The 14642-nt window shown below is 70.5% G+C and carries 14 protein-coding genes and 1 pseudogene; 8 read left to right on the top strand and 7 right to left on the bottom strand.

The window, feature by feature from the left end:
- Positions 1 to 437: 437 nt before the first annotated feature.
- Positions 438 to 644, bottom strand: a pseudogene (locus ACIQI8_RS41685) (ketol-acid reductoisomerase); the annotation flags it as partial.
- A gap of 301 nt (positions 645 to 945) precedes the next feature.
- Between ACIQI8_RS41685 and ACIQI8_RS41680 the strand changes: the two are divergent.
- A complete protein-coding gene (locus tag ACIQI8_RS41680) occupies positions 946 to 2046 on the top strand; it encodes a phenazine antibiotic biosynthesis protein (protein WP_402363290.1) in 1101 nt (366 codons plus the stop codon).
- A complete protein-coding gene (locus ACIQI8_RS41675) occupies positions 2046 to 3440 on the top strand; it encodes an aldehyde dehydrogenase family protein (protein WP_402363287.1) in 1395 nt (464 codons plus the stop codon). Before ACIQI8_RS41680 ends, ACIQI8_RS41675 begins: the two co-directional genes overlap by 1 nt.
- Before the next feature lie 79 nt (positions 3441 to 3519).
- Here ACIQI8_RS41675 and ACIQI8_RS41670 read toward each other — a convergent pair whose 3' ends face one another.
- Together ACIQI8_RS41670 and ACIQI8_RS41665 are read right to left on the bottom strand one after the other, a co-directional pair.
- Complete coding sequence (locus tag ACIQI8_RS41670; RefSeq protein WP_402363284.1) at positions 3520 to 4137, bottom strand: DUF5134 domain-containing protein; 618 nt, start codon at positions 4135 to 4137, stop codon at positions 3520 to 3522.
- A 17-nt stretch (positions 4138 to 4154) separates the two neighbouring features.
- Entirely contained in the window at positions 4155 to 4541 is a 387-nt protein-coding gene (locus ACIQI8_RS41665; protein WP_352181818.1) for a cupin domain-containing protein, read from the bottom strand.
- 372 nt (positions 4542 to 4913) lie between these two features.
- Between ACIQI8_RS41665 and ACIQI8_RS41660 the strand changes: the two genes are divergently transcribed.
- From ACIQI8_RS41660 to ACIQI8_RS41645, 4 genes are all read left to right on the top strand, one after another.
- Positions 4914 to 5810 (top strand): RNA polymerase sigma-70 factor, encoded by an 897-nt coding sequence (locus ACIQI8_RS41660; RefSeq protein WP_402363281.1) that lies wholly within the window; start codon positions 4914 to 4916, stop codon positions 5808 to 5810.
- A 139-nt stretch (positions 5811 to 5949) separates the two neighbouring features.
- Positions 5950 to 7680, top strand: a complete 1731-nt coding sequence (locus ACIQI8_RS41655; protein ID WP_402363278.1) for an L-aspartate oxidase — start codon at positions 5950 to 5952, stop codon at positions 7678 to 7680.
- 122 nt (positions 7681 to 7802) lie between these two features.
- Positions 7803 to 8549, top strand: a complete 747-nt coding sequence (locus tag ACIQI8_RS41650) for an SDR family oxidoreductase (protein WP_402363275.1) — start codon at positions 7803 to 7805, stop codon at positions 8547 to 8549.
- A 240-nt stretch (positions 8550 to 8789) separates the two neighbouring features.
- Positions 8790 to 9779, top strand: a complete 990-nt coding sequence (locus tag ACIQI8_RS41645) for a sigma-70 family RNA polymerase sigma factor (protein ID WP_402363272.1) — start codon at positions 8790 to 8792, stop codon at positions 9777 to 9779.
- Here the strand turns inward: ACIQI8_RS41645 and ACIQI8_RS41640 are convergent.
- On the bottom strand, positions 9733 to 10455 hold the full coding sequence (locus ACIQI8_RS41640) for an RNA polymerase subunit sigma (protein ID WP_402363270.1): 723 nt from the start codon (positions 10453 to 10455) through the stop codon (positions 9733 to 9735). The two genes, ACIQI8_RS41645 and ACIQI8_RS41640, sit on opposite strands and share 47 nt — an antisense overlap.
- 159 nt (positions 10456 to 10614) lie before the next feature.
- Positions 10615 to 11256: a TetR/AcrR family transcriptional regulator gene (locus ACIQI8_RS41635; RefSeq protein WP_402363267.1), complete on the bottom strand. Its 642-nt coding sequence runs from the start codon at positions 11254 to 11256 to the stop codon at positions 10615 to 10617.
- A gap of 178 nt (positions 11257 to 11434) precedes the next feature.
- Between ACIQI8_RS41635 and ACIQI8_RS41630 the strand changes: the two genes are divergently transcribed.
- Entirely contained in the window at positions 11435 to 12172 is a 738-nt protein-coding gene (locus tag ACIQI8_RS41630; protein WP_402363264.1) for an SDR family NAD(P)-dependent oxidoreductase, read from the top strand.
- Between the two features lie 151 nt (positions 12173 to 12323).
- On the top strand, positions 12324 to 12728 hold the full coding sequence (locus tag ACIQI8_RS41625) for an OsmC family protein (RefSeq protein WP_402363261.1): 405 nt from the start codon (positions 12324 to 12326) through the stop codon (positions 12726 to 12728).
- Between the two features lie 132 nt (positions 12729 to 12860).
- Here ACIQI8_RS41625 and ACIQI8_RS41620 read toward each other — a convergent pair whose 3' ends face one another.
- Together ACIQI8_RS41620 and ACIQI8_RS41615 are read right to left on the bottom strand one after the other, a co-directional pair.
- A complete protein-coding gene (locus ACIQI8_RS41620; RefSeq protein WP_402363259.1) occupies positions 12861 to 13580 on the bottom strand; it encodes an alpha/beta fold hydrolase in 720 nt (239 codons plus the stop codon).
- A 56-nt stretch (positions 13581 to 13636) separates the two neighbouring features.
- Positions 13637 to 14587: an alpha/beta hydrolase gene (locus ACIQI8_RS41615; RefSeq protein ID WP_402363256.1), complete on the bottom strand. Its 951-nt coding sequence runs from the start codon at positions 14585 to 14587 to the stop codon at positions 13637 to 13639.
- Between the last annotated feature and the right edge of the window lie 55 nt (positions 14588 to 14642).

Genomic DNA, 14642 nt, shown 5'->3' with positions numbered 1-14642 from the left:
TGTCGGCCGGTGCGGGGTCCTCGACCTCCTCGATCTCCACCCGGTACAAGTCGATGCCGGCCCTCGATCCGTGGGTGACGACGGTCCAGCCCTCCACCACGCGCCACTCCGCGTCGGTGCCCTTCAGATAGGTTCCGTCCGGCGCGGCGGCGGCTCGCAGTTCGGCGTCCAGTTCCTCGTGCCGTTCGTGCGGCACGTGGAGCTCCAGGTCGAAGCGGCGCAGGGGTCGGGAGCCGTGCGCGGACCGCGCGGCAGGCATGCGGACGGCGGCCATCTCGCGGAGCGCGCCGAGCAGGTTGAGACGCAGTGTCGTCATGAGGTCATCCTTGGTTCGTTTCCGTGCCGGCCCGGACCGTCATGACCGCTCCTCTTCGTCGACCCAGCTCATCAGCTTGCGGAGCTGCTTGCCGGTGGGATCCAGCAGGGACTCGGCGTCCTTCTGCTGGGTTGAGCACGGTCAGACCCTGCTGCTCGGCCTTGGCCTTGGATGTGGAGCCCTCGTGCAGGCCGACTCGGACGTCGACACCCGAGTCACGCAGCGACAGCGCGTGGGCGTGGCCCTGGCTGCCGTATCCGATGACCGCGACCTTGCGGCCCTGGATGACGGCCAGGTCGGCGTCGGCGTCGTAGAACAGCTCCGCCATGGCAATCCCCTCACTCGTGGCCGCCCCCATCGAGCAGCGGGGACGAACCACCCGCCGTCGCGAGACGACGACCGAAACACTATCTCATCCCATGTTGTCACATGTTTTGAGTGGGGTGGTGAGCCGGCCGAGATCCTGGGCCACACGATGTTCGTCCCGTGGCTCCGGCGGTCTTCTCACCACGCTGTCACAAGCGGCGGCAGCCCTCGGTCTTGTCTGCGGGGAGGGTCGGCCGCGCGGGACGACCCTCGACGCGCGGTTCTCGCGCGTGCGCCCCAGCGACTTCGAGAAAGGCGGCTGCATGCCGTTCGGCTCATGCACCATCCTGGACGCCGGCCCCTTCGACGGGGTGGACCCCGACGAGTTCGTCAGGGCGGCCATGCGATGGCACTTCACTCCCGAAACCGGTTCCCGGTACTGGCTGGAACGGGCCGAGCGGCTCGGTTTCGACCCTCTCCACGACGTGCGGGGGGTCGCGGACCTGGCGCTCTTCCCCGATCTGACGGACGAGCTGCGGGACGTACGGGTGTCCGACCTGGTCCCCCGCGGCTATGGGCCCCGGGCCCGGCCGCTGAACGTGTTCGACAGCGGCGGCACGACCGGGGCACCCAAACGCGTCGTGCAGATGGCCGACTGGGCTCGGCACAGTACCCACCAGGTGACCCGCCGGCTCCAGGACCACGGCCTGCCCGTCGGCGCGTTGTGGCTGACCGTGGCGCCCACGGGTCCGCACCTCGTAGGCGATGTGCTGCAACGGGCCGCAGCCGGCCTCCAAGGCCCCGTACTGGGCGTCGACATGGACCCCAGGTGGGTCAGGAAGCTCGTCGCCGCCGGCCGCCGTGACGAGGTCGACGCCTACACCGACCATCTCGTCGATCAGTGCCGGCGCGTCCTGCTCGGCCAGGACATCGGTGTCATCGCCGCCACCACCCCGCTCCTGGAGCGCCTCGCCCGGGACAGAGATCTCGTCGAGGTCATCAACGGCAACGTCGAAGCGATCATCTGGGGCGGCACCCACATGGACCCCGACACTCGGGACCTGTACAGGAGCGAGGTGTTTCCCGACGTGCCGGTGATCGGCATGTACGGCAACACCATGATGCTCACCGCACTCCTGGAGAGGCCCGGGCTCACTGCGTCCGAACCCTGTGTCTTCGACCCGGTCTCCCCCTACGTCTTCCTGCGGGTCGTCGATCCCGACACCGGCGACCAGGTGGCTCGGGGGGAGCGGGGCCAGGTGGTGGTGAGCCATGTCAGCAAGTCCATGCTGATCCCCAACAACAGGGAGCGGGACACCGCACTGCGCATCCGGCCGGCCGAGGGGCAGGCCGGAGACGCCGTCGCCGATGTCGCGCCGGTTCCCGCGGTCGCGGGCGAGACCGTGATCGAGGGGGTCTACTGATGCCCTCCGCGCGTACGACCGATCCGCTGTACCTCGACGCCTTGGGCCCTCGCGGCCCCTACCGCACGCGCGTCCCGGACACGGTGACGGACGTGACCGGCGCCGCGATCGCGCGGCTGAGCCTGGTCCCGCCGCTGTACGTGTCGCGGGCGATCGACGCCCTGCGTGAGGCCCCGCCGATCGCCGCCGCCGACCTCGACGCGGTGTTCGCCACCGCCGGCGAGGTGTTCGCCTCGGGGACAGTGGGAGGCTTGAGCGTCCGGGAGTACGAACGCCTGGTGAGCCGGACGTCGGGCACGCCTCTCACAGTGGTGCGCGCCGCGACCCGGGGCACAGCGCAGTTCGTACGGCATGCTCCCTCGTCCGCGGACCGCGGCAGGCCGCGTGGTGCCGCGCGCGGCCTCGGAGATCCCGTCCGGCACGAGACGCACACGGTCTGGGCACGCCAGGGCGACGTGTTCGCCGTCAACGCGTCCGGCAACCACCCCGGCGTGCACCGTGGGTGGCTGGAGGCACTGGCGCTGGGCTACCGCGTGGCCGTCCGCCCGTCCCGACGCGAACCCTTCACCCCCTACCGGCTCGTCGCCGCACTGCGTCAGGCCGGGGTCCGGGACGACCAGTTGATGCTGCTGCCCACCGACCACCCGACCGCCGACACCCTCGTCCACGGTGCGGACCGGGCCGTGGTCTACGGCGGCGACGACGTGGTGGCCCGGTACGCGCAGGACGCGCGAATTCTGTCGCAGGGGCCGGGACGGTCGAAGATCCTGATCACCGCGGACACCGACTGGCGTGACCATCTCGACACGCTGGTCTCGTCCGTCGCAGGTGAGGGCGGAACCGCGTGCGTCAACGCCACCGCGATCCTGGTCGAAGGCGATCCGGCCCCGCTCGCCGAAGCGGTCGCGGCCCGGCTGGCCGTCCTGCCCAGTCTTCCCCCGCAGGATGAGAGGGCGCGTCTGCCGGTCTGTCCGCGCGAGCGGGCACGAGCCCTCAGCGCCTATCTGAAGACGGTGGCGGCCGGGACGCACCCCTGGCTGGGAGGTGAGGGCATCGCCGACGACCTGGGAGACGGCAGCGCCGTGCTGCGCCCCGGTGTGCACCAGGCCACGAGTGCCCGAGCCGCCCAGCTACGTGCCGAACTGCCCTTCCCCTGCGTATGGATCGCCCCTTGGACGCGGGCGGACGGCTTGGCGCCACTGCGCGACACGCTCGCGCTGTCGGCCCTGACCCGTGACCGGGACCTGCGGGAGGCCCTCACGGCGGAGCCCTCGATCGCCAATGTCTACTTCGGCGATCAGCCGACCCACTGGATGGCTCCGGGTGTGCCCCACGACAGCTATCTGTCGGACTTCCTCATGCGAAGCAAGGGGGTCTCCGAAGGCCCGTCGTGAACGGTGCCCGGCGCTCTCCTTCGCGACGGGTTCGGCCAGGCACGGCCGGGGCGATGGTCGTCGCCCCGGCCGTGCGGGCTCAGTGGGGCAGCACCAGCATCACGGCCGTCCCGAGCGCCATCGCCCCCTCCCCCACGTGCCGCGCCGGCGTCGCCGCCGCGGCCCGCCGCGCGGCGCTCACCGCCGACCGCAGCGCGGGCATGGGACGGCTCAGCGACCAGAGCGCGTACGCCAGCAGACCGCATGCCAGCGACAGCGTGCCCGCGGCACCGCCGTTAAGTGGGGCTGCCCCCAGGCCGTCGGGCCCGGCGAGGTGCGGGGCCGCCGCCCCGAGATGGTCGGGTGCCGATCCCGTGTGCGGCACGCGCAGCATCCAGGCCATCGCGGCCATCCCGGCCGCGTGGGGCAGCCGGTGGGCCACTGCTGCCGTTCCCCCGCCGACACGGCGGCCGAGCGGCAGCAGGAACCACAGCGCACCGGCAGTGAGGACACCGCTCGCGGCAGCGGCCGGCCCCGCGCCGAGAGCGACCCACGGCATCGCCGCCATGGACACGGCCATGGCGGCCCGCAGCAGTTGGTCCACCCGGACACGGAACCCGGTCGCTCTCATCCCCACGTCCTGCGCCAGCCCGTGGAGAAGGACCCCGACGAAGAGCAGCGTCAGCATGCAGTGCACCAGGACGAGAGGGGTGCTCATGCCGGGTCCGTGCCCGGTCAGCTGGTGGGGCGCGGTGCCCGCAGGTGGGCGCGCTCCGCCAGTTCCTTCTCGTCGACCAGTTCCAGCATGGGCTTGCCCGGAGCGCACATCATGGTCACCACGAACCGGGTCCGCGCGTCCGGCAGCGCGTTGCCGTCCTGGTAGTGGATGGAGTCGCCACCGGGCTCCCAGAAGGTGCCGCCCGCCTCCACCACGCGCTCGGGCTCGCCTTCGAGCTCGAAACGGACCGCGCCCTCGACGACGTAGCCGAAGGCGGGGCCGGAGTGGCGGTGCGGGGGCGTGCCCGGGTCGCCCGGCTCCCACTCGACGAGGATGGTCATGGCCGACGCGCCCTCCGCGATGGTGAGCGGCGCGGCGTCCTGGAGCACCTTCGCCGCCGTCATCCAGCCGGCGGTCCCTTCCTGATCACCGTGGCCGTGGCCGTGGCCGGAATGGTCATGTGCTGTCGTGTTGTCCGACACGGTGTTGCACCTTCCGTAGGCGTGAACATTGTTCGACACCTCTGACCGGAGGACGAGCGCATCTGTGACACCTGCAGGCCTCCGTCTTGGACCGGCCCTTCCCCTCGTCAACTGCGGCTCTTCGGCGCATCGGACGGCACGGGAACCGAGAGAGGGACACGGAGGGGTCCGGGAACAGTGATTACCACCGTGTGAAGATGGAACGTGGAAGAGATAGCGTGAGCAGATGCGGCCCACAGCGCGTGCCTTCCCTCGCGCGTAGCATGATGGGCGCAGAGCCAGAAGGGACGACCCATGCGCGCTGGCGCCCACCCCGACACCGGGGACGGCGGACTCCAGGAGTTCCTCTCGGCACGACCGCGGCTGTTCGGCATCGCGTACCGCATCCTCGGCAGCGCCGTGGAGGCCGAGGACATCGTCCAGGACGCCTGGCTGCGCTGGCAGAACACCGACCGCGCGCAGATCCACGAACCGGTCGCCTTCCTGACCACGGCCACCACCAGGCTCGCGATCAACCTGGCCCAGTCCGCGCGGGTACGCCGGGAGTCCTACGTCGGACCGTGGCTCCCCGAGCCGGTCGACACCACCCAGGACCCGCACCTAGGAGCGGAACGCGCCGAGGCCGTCGAGATGGCGGTCCTGCTGCTGATGGAGAAGCTCAACCCCGTCGAACGCGCCGCCTACGTACTGCGGGAGGCGTTCGACTACCCCTACAAGCGGGTCGCCGACATCCTGGAGACCAGCGACGCGAACGCCCGACAACTGGTCAGCCGGGCGCGCAAGCACTTGGCGGCCGAGCGCAAGGAGCGCGTCAGCCCGGCGGCCCACCGGCGGCTGCTCGAAGGCTTCCTCTCCGCCGCGCGCACGGGAGATCTCTCCACTTTGGAAGACCTCCTGACCTCGGACGTCGTCAGCTACTCGGACGGCGGCGGCATCCGCGGCGCGTCCAGGATCCCCGTCGTCGGCCGCGAACACGTCTCCCGGTACCTGGCCGCCTTCGCCCCGCGCTTCTGGCCGGACACGCAGATCCGGTTCGTCCAGGCCAACGGCCGGGCGGCCGTGCTCGTCGCACGGGACGAAGCCCCGGTGGCCCTGTTGTGCCTGGACACGTCCGAGGCGGGCATCGACCGGATCATGTGGGTCATGAACCCGGCGAAGCTGACCCCCTACGTGCTGTCCCTCGGAGCCTAACCCGCAGGTTCAGCGCAGTTCGCAGGAACCGGCTCCTCCGTGCGGGCTGGCGGCGCCGGACCGGATGTGCGCGTCGGTGTCACAACCCGGCGCTCCACCCGGTCGTTCCTGGTGACCACCCCGAGCGATGGGAGCAATCGTGGTTGCCACCGAACAACGTCTTTCCACCGCGGTGCTGGTGATCGGCACCGGCGGAGCAGGCCTGCGGGCAGCCATCGAACTGGCCGAGGCCGGCGTCGATGTCCTCGCCGTCGGCAAGCGCCCCAAGGAGGACACCCACACCTCTCTCGCCGCCGGCGGCATCAACGCCGCCCTGGCCACGATGGACCCTGAGGACAGCTGGCAGCAACACGCCGCCGACACGCTCAAGGAGAGCTACCTCCTCGGAGATCCCCGCACCGCCGAGATCGTCACCCGCGGCGCCGCCCTCGGCATCGACGATCTGGAGCGGTACGGCATGGCCTTCGCCCGGGAGGAGGACGGCCGTATCTCTCAGCGCTTCTTCGGCGCCCACAAGTTCCGCCGCACCGCCTTCGCCGGCGACTACACAGGCCTGGAGATCCAACGCACGCTCGTCCGGCGCGCGATCCAGCTGGACATCCCGGTGCTCGACAGCGTCTACATCACCCGTCTCCTGGTCCACGACGGCGCGGTCTTCGGCGCCTACGGCTTCGGGCTGACCGACGGCAAGCGCTACCTCGTGCACGCGGACGCCGTCATCCTCGCGGCAGGCGGCCACACCCGGATCTGGCGGCGCACCTCGTCACGGCGCGACGAGAACACCGGTGACTCCTTCCGGCTGGCCGCGGAGGCCGGAGCCCGGCTGCGCGACCCGGAACTCGTCCAGTTCCACCCCTCCGGCATCATCGAGCCGGAGAACGCCGCGGGGACCCTGGTGAGCGAGGCCGCCCGCGGTGAGGGCGGCATCCTGCGCAACGCGCTCGGTGAGCGCTACATGACGCGCTACGACCCCGTACGCATGGAACTGTCCACCCGCGACCGAGTCGCCCTCGCCTCCTACACCGAGATCAAGGAGGGCCGCGGCACACCCAACGGCGGTGTGTGGCTCGATGTCTCGCATCTGCCCCGGCAGACCATCATGAGCCGCCTCCCCCGCGTCTACCAGACGCTCATGGACCTTCAGATGCTCGACATCACCCGGGATCCGATCGAGGTCGCGCCCACGGCGCACTACTCGATGGGCGGTGTGTGGGTCCGTCCCGAGGACCACAGCACGGACGTGCGGGGCCTGTACGCCATCGGTGAGGCCGCCAGCGGACTGCACGGCGCCAACCGACTCGGCGGCAACAGCCTCATCGAGCTGCTGGTGTACGGCCGGATCACCGGACAGGCCGCCGCCGCCTACTCGGCCTCCCTGACCGCACAGCCGCGGTCGGCCGCCGCGGTGGCCGAGGCCCGCGGCGAGGTCGACGGCCTGCTCGCCGCAGATGGGCCCGAGAACGTGCGCGCGCTCCAGCGCGCCCTGCGCAACACCATGACCGAGTACGCGGGCGTGGTCCGTGACGAGGAGGGGTTGCGCACCGGGCTCACCGAGCTGGACGCCATCGACAAACGCATGGAGAACGTGGGCGTTCACCCCGACATCGCAGGTTTCCAGGACCTCGCCCACGCCTTCGACCTCAAGTCGGCCGCACTGGCGGCCCGCGCCACGCTGGAAGCGGCTCTGGAGCGGCGCGAGACACGCGGGTGCCACAACCGCAGCGACTACCCCGACATGGACCCCGCGCTGCGGGTCAACCTCGTCTGGTCCCCGGCCGGCGGGATCACCCACGAGCCGATCGGTCCTGTTCCCGACGAGATCGCGGCGTTGATGGAGGACGTCTCGACGGACGGAAAACTCGTCGAATAGCAGCCCTGCCTTTTCGGGCCGCCGAGCATATTCCGCAGGCCCAAAAGGTGTCACAGCCCCCTTCGGCTCCCGGTCCTATCTGGTGCAGACATCGCATGAGAAGCAGTGAGAGGAACATCCTTATGAAGGTCGTAGTGATCGGCGGCACCGGACTGATCGGTTCGAAGGTCGTCAGCAGGCTCAACGAACACGGCCATGAGGCGGTGGCCGCCGCCCCGAACACCGGAGTCAACACCCTGACGGGCGAGGGCCTGGCCGAGGTCCTGGAGGGCGCGGCCGTCGTGGTGGACGTCTCCAACTCCCCCTCCTTCGCGGACGACGCCGTCATGGACTTCTTCCGTACCTCCACCACCAACCTCCTCAAGGCCGAGGCGAACGCCGGTGTCACCCACCACGTGGCCCTCTCGGTGGTGGGCACGGAACGCCTGCAGGACAGCGGCTACTTCCGTGCCAAGCAGGCGCAGGAGCAACTGATCAAGGACTCCGGGATTCCCTGGTCACTCGTCCACGCCACGCAGTTCTTCGAGTTCATGAAGGGCATCGCGGAGTCGGCGACCGAGGGAGACACCGTCAAGCTGGCCCCGGTGAAGATCCGGCCCGTCCACTCGGACGACGTCGCCGCCGTCGTGGGCCGCACCGCCGTGGGCGCGCCGGTCAGCGGTGTGGTCGAGGTGGCCGGCCCCGACACCTTCCAGTTGGACGAGCTGATCCGCAAGGGTCTGGCCGCCAAGAACGACCCGCGCACGGTCGTCACCGACCCGCACGCGCCTTATTTCGGCGCCGAGTTGAAGGAGGCCACGCTGCTTCCGGGCCCGGACGCTCGCATCGGCGAAACACGTTTCGGCGACTGGCTCGCCCAGCAGCAGTAGGAGCACCGTCCTGGGCCTGTCGTTCCGCGTCGCGTGGACGACAGGCCCATCTTCTTGTCCGGAGCCGTGCATCCACGATCACGACAGGACCCTTTTCGCAGCACTGCCGATGAACAGGCTCCGAAATCCCTGTCACAGCGCCCCGGTTCTTTCGGTCGTTGACAGCGAGACGACCACCGGGTCCTTGAGGGCCGCGTGGTCGTATTCCGACGATCCGGTACCCGGAGGAATGGAGTCGACATGTATCCGCAGGCATCCCCCACGGACACGGATCTCGGGGAGGCCCTGTCCACCTTCGTGAACCTGAGGCCTCGCCTCTTCGGTATCGCCTACCGCGTCCTGGGCAGCGCGGCGGAGGCCGAGGACGTGGTGCAGGAGGCGTGGCTGCGCTGGCAGAGAACCGACCGTTCCGTGGTGGTCAGCCCAGCGGCGTTCCTGTCGAGCACGACGACAAGGCTGGCCATCAACGTGGCGCAGTCCGCCCGGGTGCGCCGTGAGACCTACATCGGTCCCTGGCTGCCCGAGCCCATCGACACCAGCATCGATCCGGTGGCCGGCGCCGAGCGCGCCGAGGCGCTGGAACTGGCCCTGCTCCTCGTCCTGCAGAAGCTCACACCGACCGAGCGGGCCGCCTACGTGCTGAGGGAGGCCTTCGACTACGGCTACGCCGAGATCGCGCAGATCTTGTGCCTGACCCCGGTCAACGCGAGGAAGGTCGTCAGCAGGGCGCGCCAACACCTCGCGGGCGACGGGTGCGACAGCGTGGACGCTCAGGAGCACCGCCGGCTGCTCGACACCTTCGTCGCCGCGGCCCAGGAAGGGGACGTGGCCTCGCTGGAGGCGCTGCTGACGCCCGACGCGGTCAGCCTCTCCGACGGCAACGGGCTGCGCGGCGCCGCACGCGTACCCGTGGTCGGCCGCGCCCGGGTGGCGAACCTGGCGACCGCCTCCCCACGGTTCTGGCCGGGGGTCGAGGTCGCGTCCGTGCAGGCCAACGGGCGCGGCGGGGTCCTGCTGTGCAGGGACGGCCGGCCCGACGTCTTCATGACGATCGCGGCCACGCGCCGGGGGGTGCACCAGGTCCTGTGGCTGTTCAACCCCCGCAAGATCTCCGCCTTCCTCGCATCCCGCACCCGCTGCGTCCCGCTGTCCGCGGACGCCGGGGCCACCGTGCCGGGTGGACTCACCCGGGAGACGGGCCGTTCCAGCTACGCAGTTTGTCCGGGTTGAGGATCGCCCAGACCTGAAGGACCAGCGAATCGGCGATGTCGAGGGCGAGGACCGCGGCGACCCGGTCGTCACACCGGGCGACGAGGCCCGTACGTCCGTTGACCGATCCGGTGCGCAGGGTCACGCGCCGCTGCCCGGCCAGCAGGACCAGCAGGCTGCGGGCGACCTGCTCGTCGCCGCGGACGGGCCGGGTCAGGGCCCGGATCTTGCCGCCGCTGTCGAAGAAGGCCGTGGCGTCGGAGGCCAGCAGGGCCTTCAGTCGAGGGCCGTCCTGATCGGTGCAGGCCTGCCTGACGGCAGCGGTGATCTCCTGCTGCCTGCCCTCCGACGTGGGCCGCGCACGCAGCGCACGTATGCTCAGCCGGGCCCACTCGACCGGCTCGGCGTCTTCGCCGTACGGCACCCTGGGTGTCCGGTTCTCCCACTCCTCCTCCCCGGCCCAGGGCGGAGCCGGGAGCGTCAGGCACGCCTCGTCCACGACCTGGGTGAGCCAGGCCCGGGGGGCCGTCATCCGGACGCGCTCCGGATCGGTGAGGCGGTACCACCGCCGGTAGGCCTCGTCGACGACGCGTTCGGCCGCGACGCGGCTGCCGAGGGCGCGGCAGGCGAGGTCCAGCAGATGGTGCCGCTCGTCGAGTGACTCGGCGAGCGGTACCGCGCCAACGACATGATCCATACAGCGACCCCCACGCCGACGAGAGTTCGGAGCCGCAGCCGTCACAACGGCCTGCCCCAGACGTTACCCGCACCCGTCCCGACCAGGCTGGTCGACCGGGTGACCGAGACAGAAGCTGCGGAATGATTTCACACCCCTTGGACGGTGTGCCACTCAGTGTCACGCGGTGACCGGGTGAGAGGCACTCGAGGGGTCCGGCATCCGCAGCCGGGCGGGAGGCGGGTACGGCAGCGCCGCGGAGTCCCGGGCACACAGTCCGTCGAACGCGATCTCCAGGAAGCGCTGCCACGCCCGCGGTTCCCGGTCCAGCAGCGGCTGGGCGGTCTGATGGATACCGCCGAGAAGCAGCACGATGTCCGTTCCGGTGATGTCGCCGCGGACGGCGCCCTGGTGTCTCGCCCGTGCCGTGAGGTCCTCGACGCTGTCGCAGAGCCGGTCGATCGCCTCCCGTACTTCGGCGTGCTGGAGCGAGGGCCGCCCGATGACCTCGCAGAACGCGCGGTCGGCGGCGAGCAGGCCGATCCCGTGAGCCATGAAGTCCCGCAGCGCACGGCCGGCGTCGGCGGCGCGCAGGAGCCGGTCGGCCGTGCCGAGCAACCGGTCGAGCAGTTGCATCATGATGGCCGCCAGCAGGTCGTCCTTCGTCGGGAAGTGGCGGAAGACGGTGCCTTTGGCGACGCCGGCCCGCTGGGCGATCTCGCTCATCGGCACGTCCACCCCGCACTCGGCGAAGGCCTCGGTCGCCGCCCGCAGGAGCAGCCGCCGGTTGCGGACACCGTCCGCCCGGCCCGGCTCTGCCACTGCTCTGTCACCTGTCTGCATGGACCACAACGTTAACACTGAAGATGACTTGATGGTCAGCTTCAGTGTTACGCTGTCACAACATGACCCTCCGGTCACTTTCCCGGGCCGCCCTGTCCTGCGCTTCCGCACGACGGCCTCGCCCATCTCCTTCGCGGCACCACTCTCAGGAGCTGACATGTCTTCCACTCTCGACCCCAAGGTCGCCCTCGTCACCGGCGCCTCGTCCGGCATCGGCAGGGCGACCGCACTGGCACTGTCCAAGGCGGGAGCCACCGTCGCCGTCGGTGGCCGCAGGACCGACCGGCTCGAAGCGCTGGCTCAGGACGCTCCCGGCGAGATGCTCGTCCTGGACATGGACGTCAGCGACCCCGAGTCGGTGCGCGAGGCCGTCGACGCGACCGTCGAACGGTTCGGCGCCCTGGACATCGTCGTGAACAACGCCGGCATCATGCTCACCGGACCGGTCCTGGGCGCGGACCCGGCGGAATGGACCCGCATGGTGGAGACCAACCTGCTGGGCTCCATGTACACGGTGCATTCGGCGCTGCCCCATCTGCTGCGCTCCCACGGGGCGGTGGTGCAGATCTCCTCGACGTCGGGCCGCACCTCCTCGGCCGGCGCCTCGGTCTACTCCGCCACCAAGTTCGGGATCAACGCCTTCGCCGAGGCGCTGCGCCAGGAGGTCACCGAGCAGGGGGTGCGCGTCGTGGTCGTGGAGCCGGGATTCGTCTCCACCGAGCTGGCCGACCACATCACGGACCCCGCCGGACGTGCCGCGGTCAGGACCATGGCCGAGTCGATGCGGACGCTTCAACCCGAGGACGTCGCGGCAGCGGTGGTCTACGCCGTCACGCAGCCCGATCACGTCGCGGTCAACGAGATCCTCGTACGCCCCACCGACCAGTCCCGCTGATCGCCCGCGGGGCGGCGGCCGCCGCCCCGCCCGCCCTCCTCAAGGCGGGTCCGTGCGCACGACCGGCCGTCACAGCAGGGCGTCCCGCGCGGTCTGAGTTCGGGAGGCACAAGCCGTGCCTCCCGAAGCACACCCGGCTGAGAGGCACAGCATGAACTCGCGCATCGTCACCGTGGCCGAAGGAAAAGGGCTCGCGCGTTCCGTGGCGATCGGTCCGCACCGTCTGACGGCCGACGAGCCGGAGCCCGTCGGCACCGACACCGGCCCCACCCCGGGCGAACTCCTCCTGGCCGCGCTCGGATCGTGCACGTCCATGGCGGTACGGGCCTCCGCGCAGCGTCACGCGTGGCCGCTGGAGCGGGTGGACGTCGCGGTCCGGTTCGATACCCAGGGGCAGGTGGTCAAGAACGTCGGCCTGGTCGGGGAGTTGACCTCCGCCCAGCGGGATCAGCTTCTCGCCGTCTCCGGACGATGTCCCGTGCATCGGCTTCTGTCCAAGGAAGTCACGATCGTCACGGTGCCCACGCTGCTCGCGGAGCCCGAACCGCTGCCGTGACGCGACATGTGGACACGGGCGTGGGGTGCGGCACCCGGCTTCGAGACCGGGTGCCGCACCCCACGTCGCTCGGCCGATCCGTGCCGGGCACGGATCGGCCGACCGTCCTTGCCGGGCACTGCCCGCGGACGCTCAGGCGGTGGCCTGCGCGGCCTCGTTGATCAGGCGGGCCACGTCACCGGGTCGCGAGACGCTGACGGCGTGGGAGGCGGAGATCTCCATGACGGTGGCCTTGGCCCGCTCGGCCATGTAGGCCTGCACCTGCGGAGGGATGTTGCGGTCCTCGTCCGCCACAAGCACCCAGGACGGGATGTCCCGCCACGCGGGCGCGGACGCGCCCTCCGCCAGTGCGGCATCGGTCACCGGCCGCTGCGTGGCGGCCATGACGGCCGTGATCTCCTCGGGGACATCGGCGGCGAACTGCTGGTGGAAGCCGGCCCGTTGGATGTACAGGTCCGTGACCTTGCTGCCGTCGGGCAGTGTCACCGGAACGGGCCGCAGCGTCTCGCCGAGGGTGCTGCCGGGGAACTTGCCCGACAGGGTGACGGCGCTCTCACCCTCGTCCGGCAGGAACGCCGCCACGAAGACGAGCGCCTTGACCTCCGGCAGCCCCTTGGCTGCGCAGCTGATGACGGATCCGCCGTAGGAATGGCCGACCAGGACGACGGGACCGTCCACGGATGTCACGAGCTGGCGCACGTAATCGGCGTCGGTGGTGAGTCCGCGCAGTGGGTTGGCGGCGGCGATCACCGGATAGTCGTGCGCGAGCAGCTTGTCGATGACGCCGTTCCAGCTGGAGGCGTCCGCGAACGCGCCGTGCACGAGGACGATGGTGGGCTTGGGTCGGCTCATGGGAGGGCCTTTCGACTTGTCGGGGGATAACGCGCTCGGGTTCGGGGTGAGCGGTGTCAGTCGGTTCCAAGGGCCTTGCGCAGGACGTGGATGGCCTGCTCGATCGCGGCGGTCGACGCCCGCGTGCCGCGGACCGGGTTCAGCATCATGAAGTCGTGCAGGGACGCGTTGTAGCGGATGCTGGTCGTCGGTACACCGGCCTGGACGAGCCTGCGGGCATAGGCCTCGCCCTCGTCGCGCAGCACGTCGTTCTCGTCCACGACGACGAACGCCGGCGGCAGGCCCCGGAGGTCCTCCAGCGTGGCCCGCAGCGGCGAGGCGGTGATCTGGGCACGCGCGGCCGGGTCGGTGGTGTAGGCGTCCCAGAACCATTCCATGGCCTTGGCCGTCAGGTGAGGGCCGTGGGCGAAGGTCCGGTAGCTCTCGGTGTCCTGGGCCGCGTCGGTGACGGGGTAGTACAGCGACTGATGCACGAAGGTCACGTCGCCCCGCTGCTTCGCCATGTGGGTCAGGGCGGCGGTCATGTTGCCGCCGACCGAGTCACCGGCGACGGCCAGGCGGGAGGCGTCGAGCCCTTCGCCGGCGCCCTCGGTAGCGATCCAGCGGGCGGCGGCGTAGGCCTGCTCGATGGCGACGGGGTACTTGGCCTCCGGCGAGCGGTCGTACTCGACGAAGACGAGCGCGGCGTTCACCCCGACGGCCAGCTCGCGCACGAGCCGGTCGTGCGTGCCGGCGTTGCCGAGGATCCAGCCGCCGCCGTGCACGTACAGGATCACCGGAAGGGAGCCGGCGCTGCTGACGGGCTTGACGATGCGCACCTTTACGTCGCCCACCTCGGCCGGGACAGTGAGCCACTTGTCGTCCACGTCGGGCTTGTCGACGGGCTGCGCCTGTACGTCGTCGAGCAGTTTGCGCGCGCCCTCGACCCCGAGCTCGTACAGCAGCGGCGGCTTGGCGGTCGCGTCGGCGAAATCCTGCGCGGCGGGTTCGAGAACGATGTCGCCCATGGTGTGTTCCTTCTCTGTTGATGAGGCACTTTCACACCATGGGACCGGGTCGACA

The sequence above is a fragment of the Streptomyces sp. NPDC092369 genome (genome assembly GCF_044755245.1).
Taxonomy (GTDB): domain Bacteria; phylum Actinomycetota; class Actinomycetes; order Streptomycetales; family Streptomycetaceae; genus Streptomyces.
The sequence above is the reverse complement of the archived record's forward strand: the minus strand, read 5'-3'. Positions and strand labels throughout refer to the sequence as shown.

Coding starts and splice junctions, on each gene's coding strand:
- ACIQI8_RS41680 (WP_402363290.1), top strand. CDS start 946: ATGCCGTTCGGCTCATGCACCATCCTGGACGCCGGCCCCTTCGACGGG.
- ACIQI8_RS41675 (WP_402363287.1), top strand. CDS start 2,046: ATGCCCTCCGCGCGTACGACCGATCCGCTGTACCTCGACGCCTTGGGC.
- ACIQI8_RS41670 (WP_402363284.1), bottom strand. CDS start 4,137: ATGAGCACCCCTCTCGTCCTGGTGCACTGCATGCTGACGCTGCTCTTC.
- ACIQI8_RS41665 (WP_352181818.1), bottom strand. CDS start 4,541: ATGACGGCGGCGAAGGTGCTCCAGGACGCCGCGCCGCTCACCATCGCG.
- ACIQI8_RS41660 (WP_402363281.1), top strand. CDS start 4,914: ATGCGCGCTGGCGCCCACCCCGACACCGGGGACGGCGGACTCCAGGAG.
- ACIQI8_RS41650 (WP_402363275.1), top strand. CDS start 7,803: ATGAAGGTCGTAGTGATCGGCGGCACCGGACTGATCGGTTCGAAGGTC.
- ACIQI8_RS41645 (WP_402363272.1), top strand. CDS start 8,790: ATGTATCCGCAGGCATCCCCCACGGACACGGATCTCGGGGAGGCCCTG.
- ACIQI8_RS41640 (WP_402363270.1), bottom strand. CDS start 10,455: ATGGATCATGTCGTTGGCGCGGTACCGCTCGCCGAGTCACTCGACGAG.
- ACIQI8_RS41630 (WP_402363264.1), top strand. CDS start 11,435: ATGTCTTCCACTCTCGACCCCAAGGTCGCCCTCGTCACCGGCGCCTCG.
- ACIQI8_RS41625 (WP_402363261.1), top strand. CDS start 12,324: ATGAACTCGCGCATCGTCACCGTGGCCGAAGGAAAAGGGCTCGCGCGT.
- ACIQI8_RS41620 (WP_402363259.1), bottom strand. CDS start 13,580: ATGAGCCGACCCAAGCCCACCATCGTCCTCGTGCACGGCGCGTTCGCG.
- ACIQI8_RS41615 (WP_402363256.1), bottom strand. CDS start 14,587: ATGGGCGACATCGTTCTCGAACCCGCCGCGCAGGATTTCGCCGACGCG.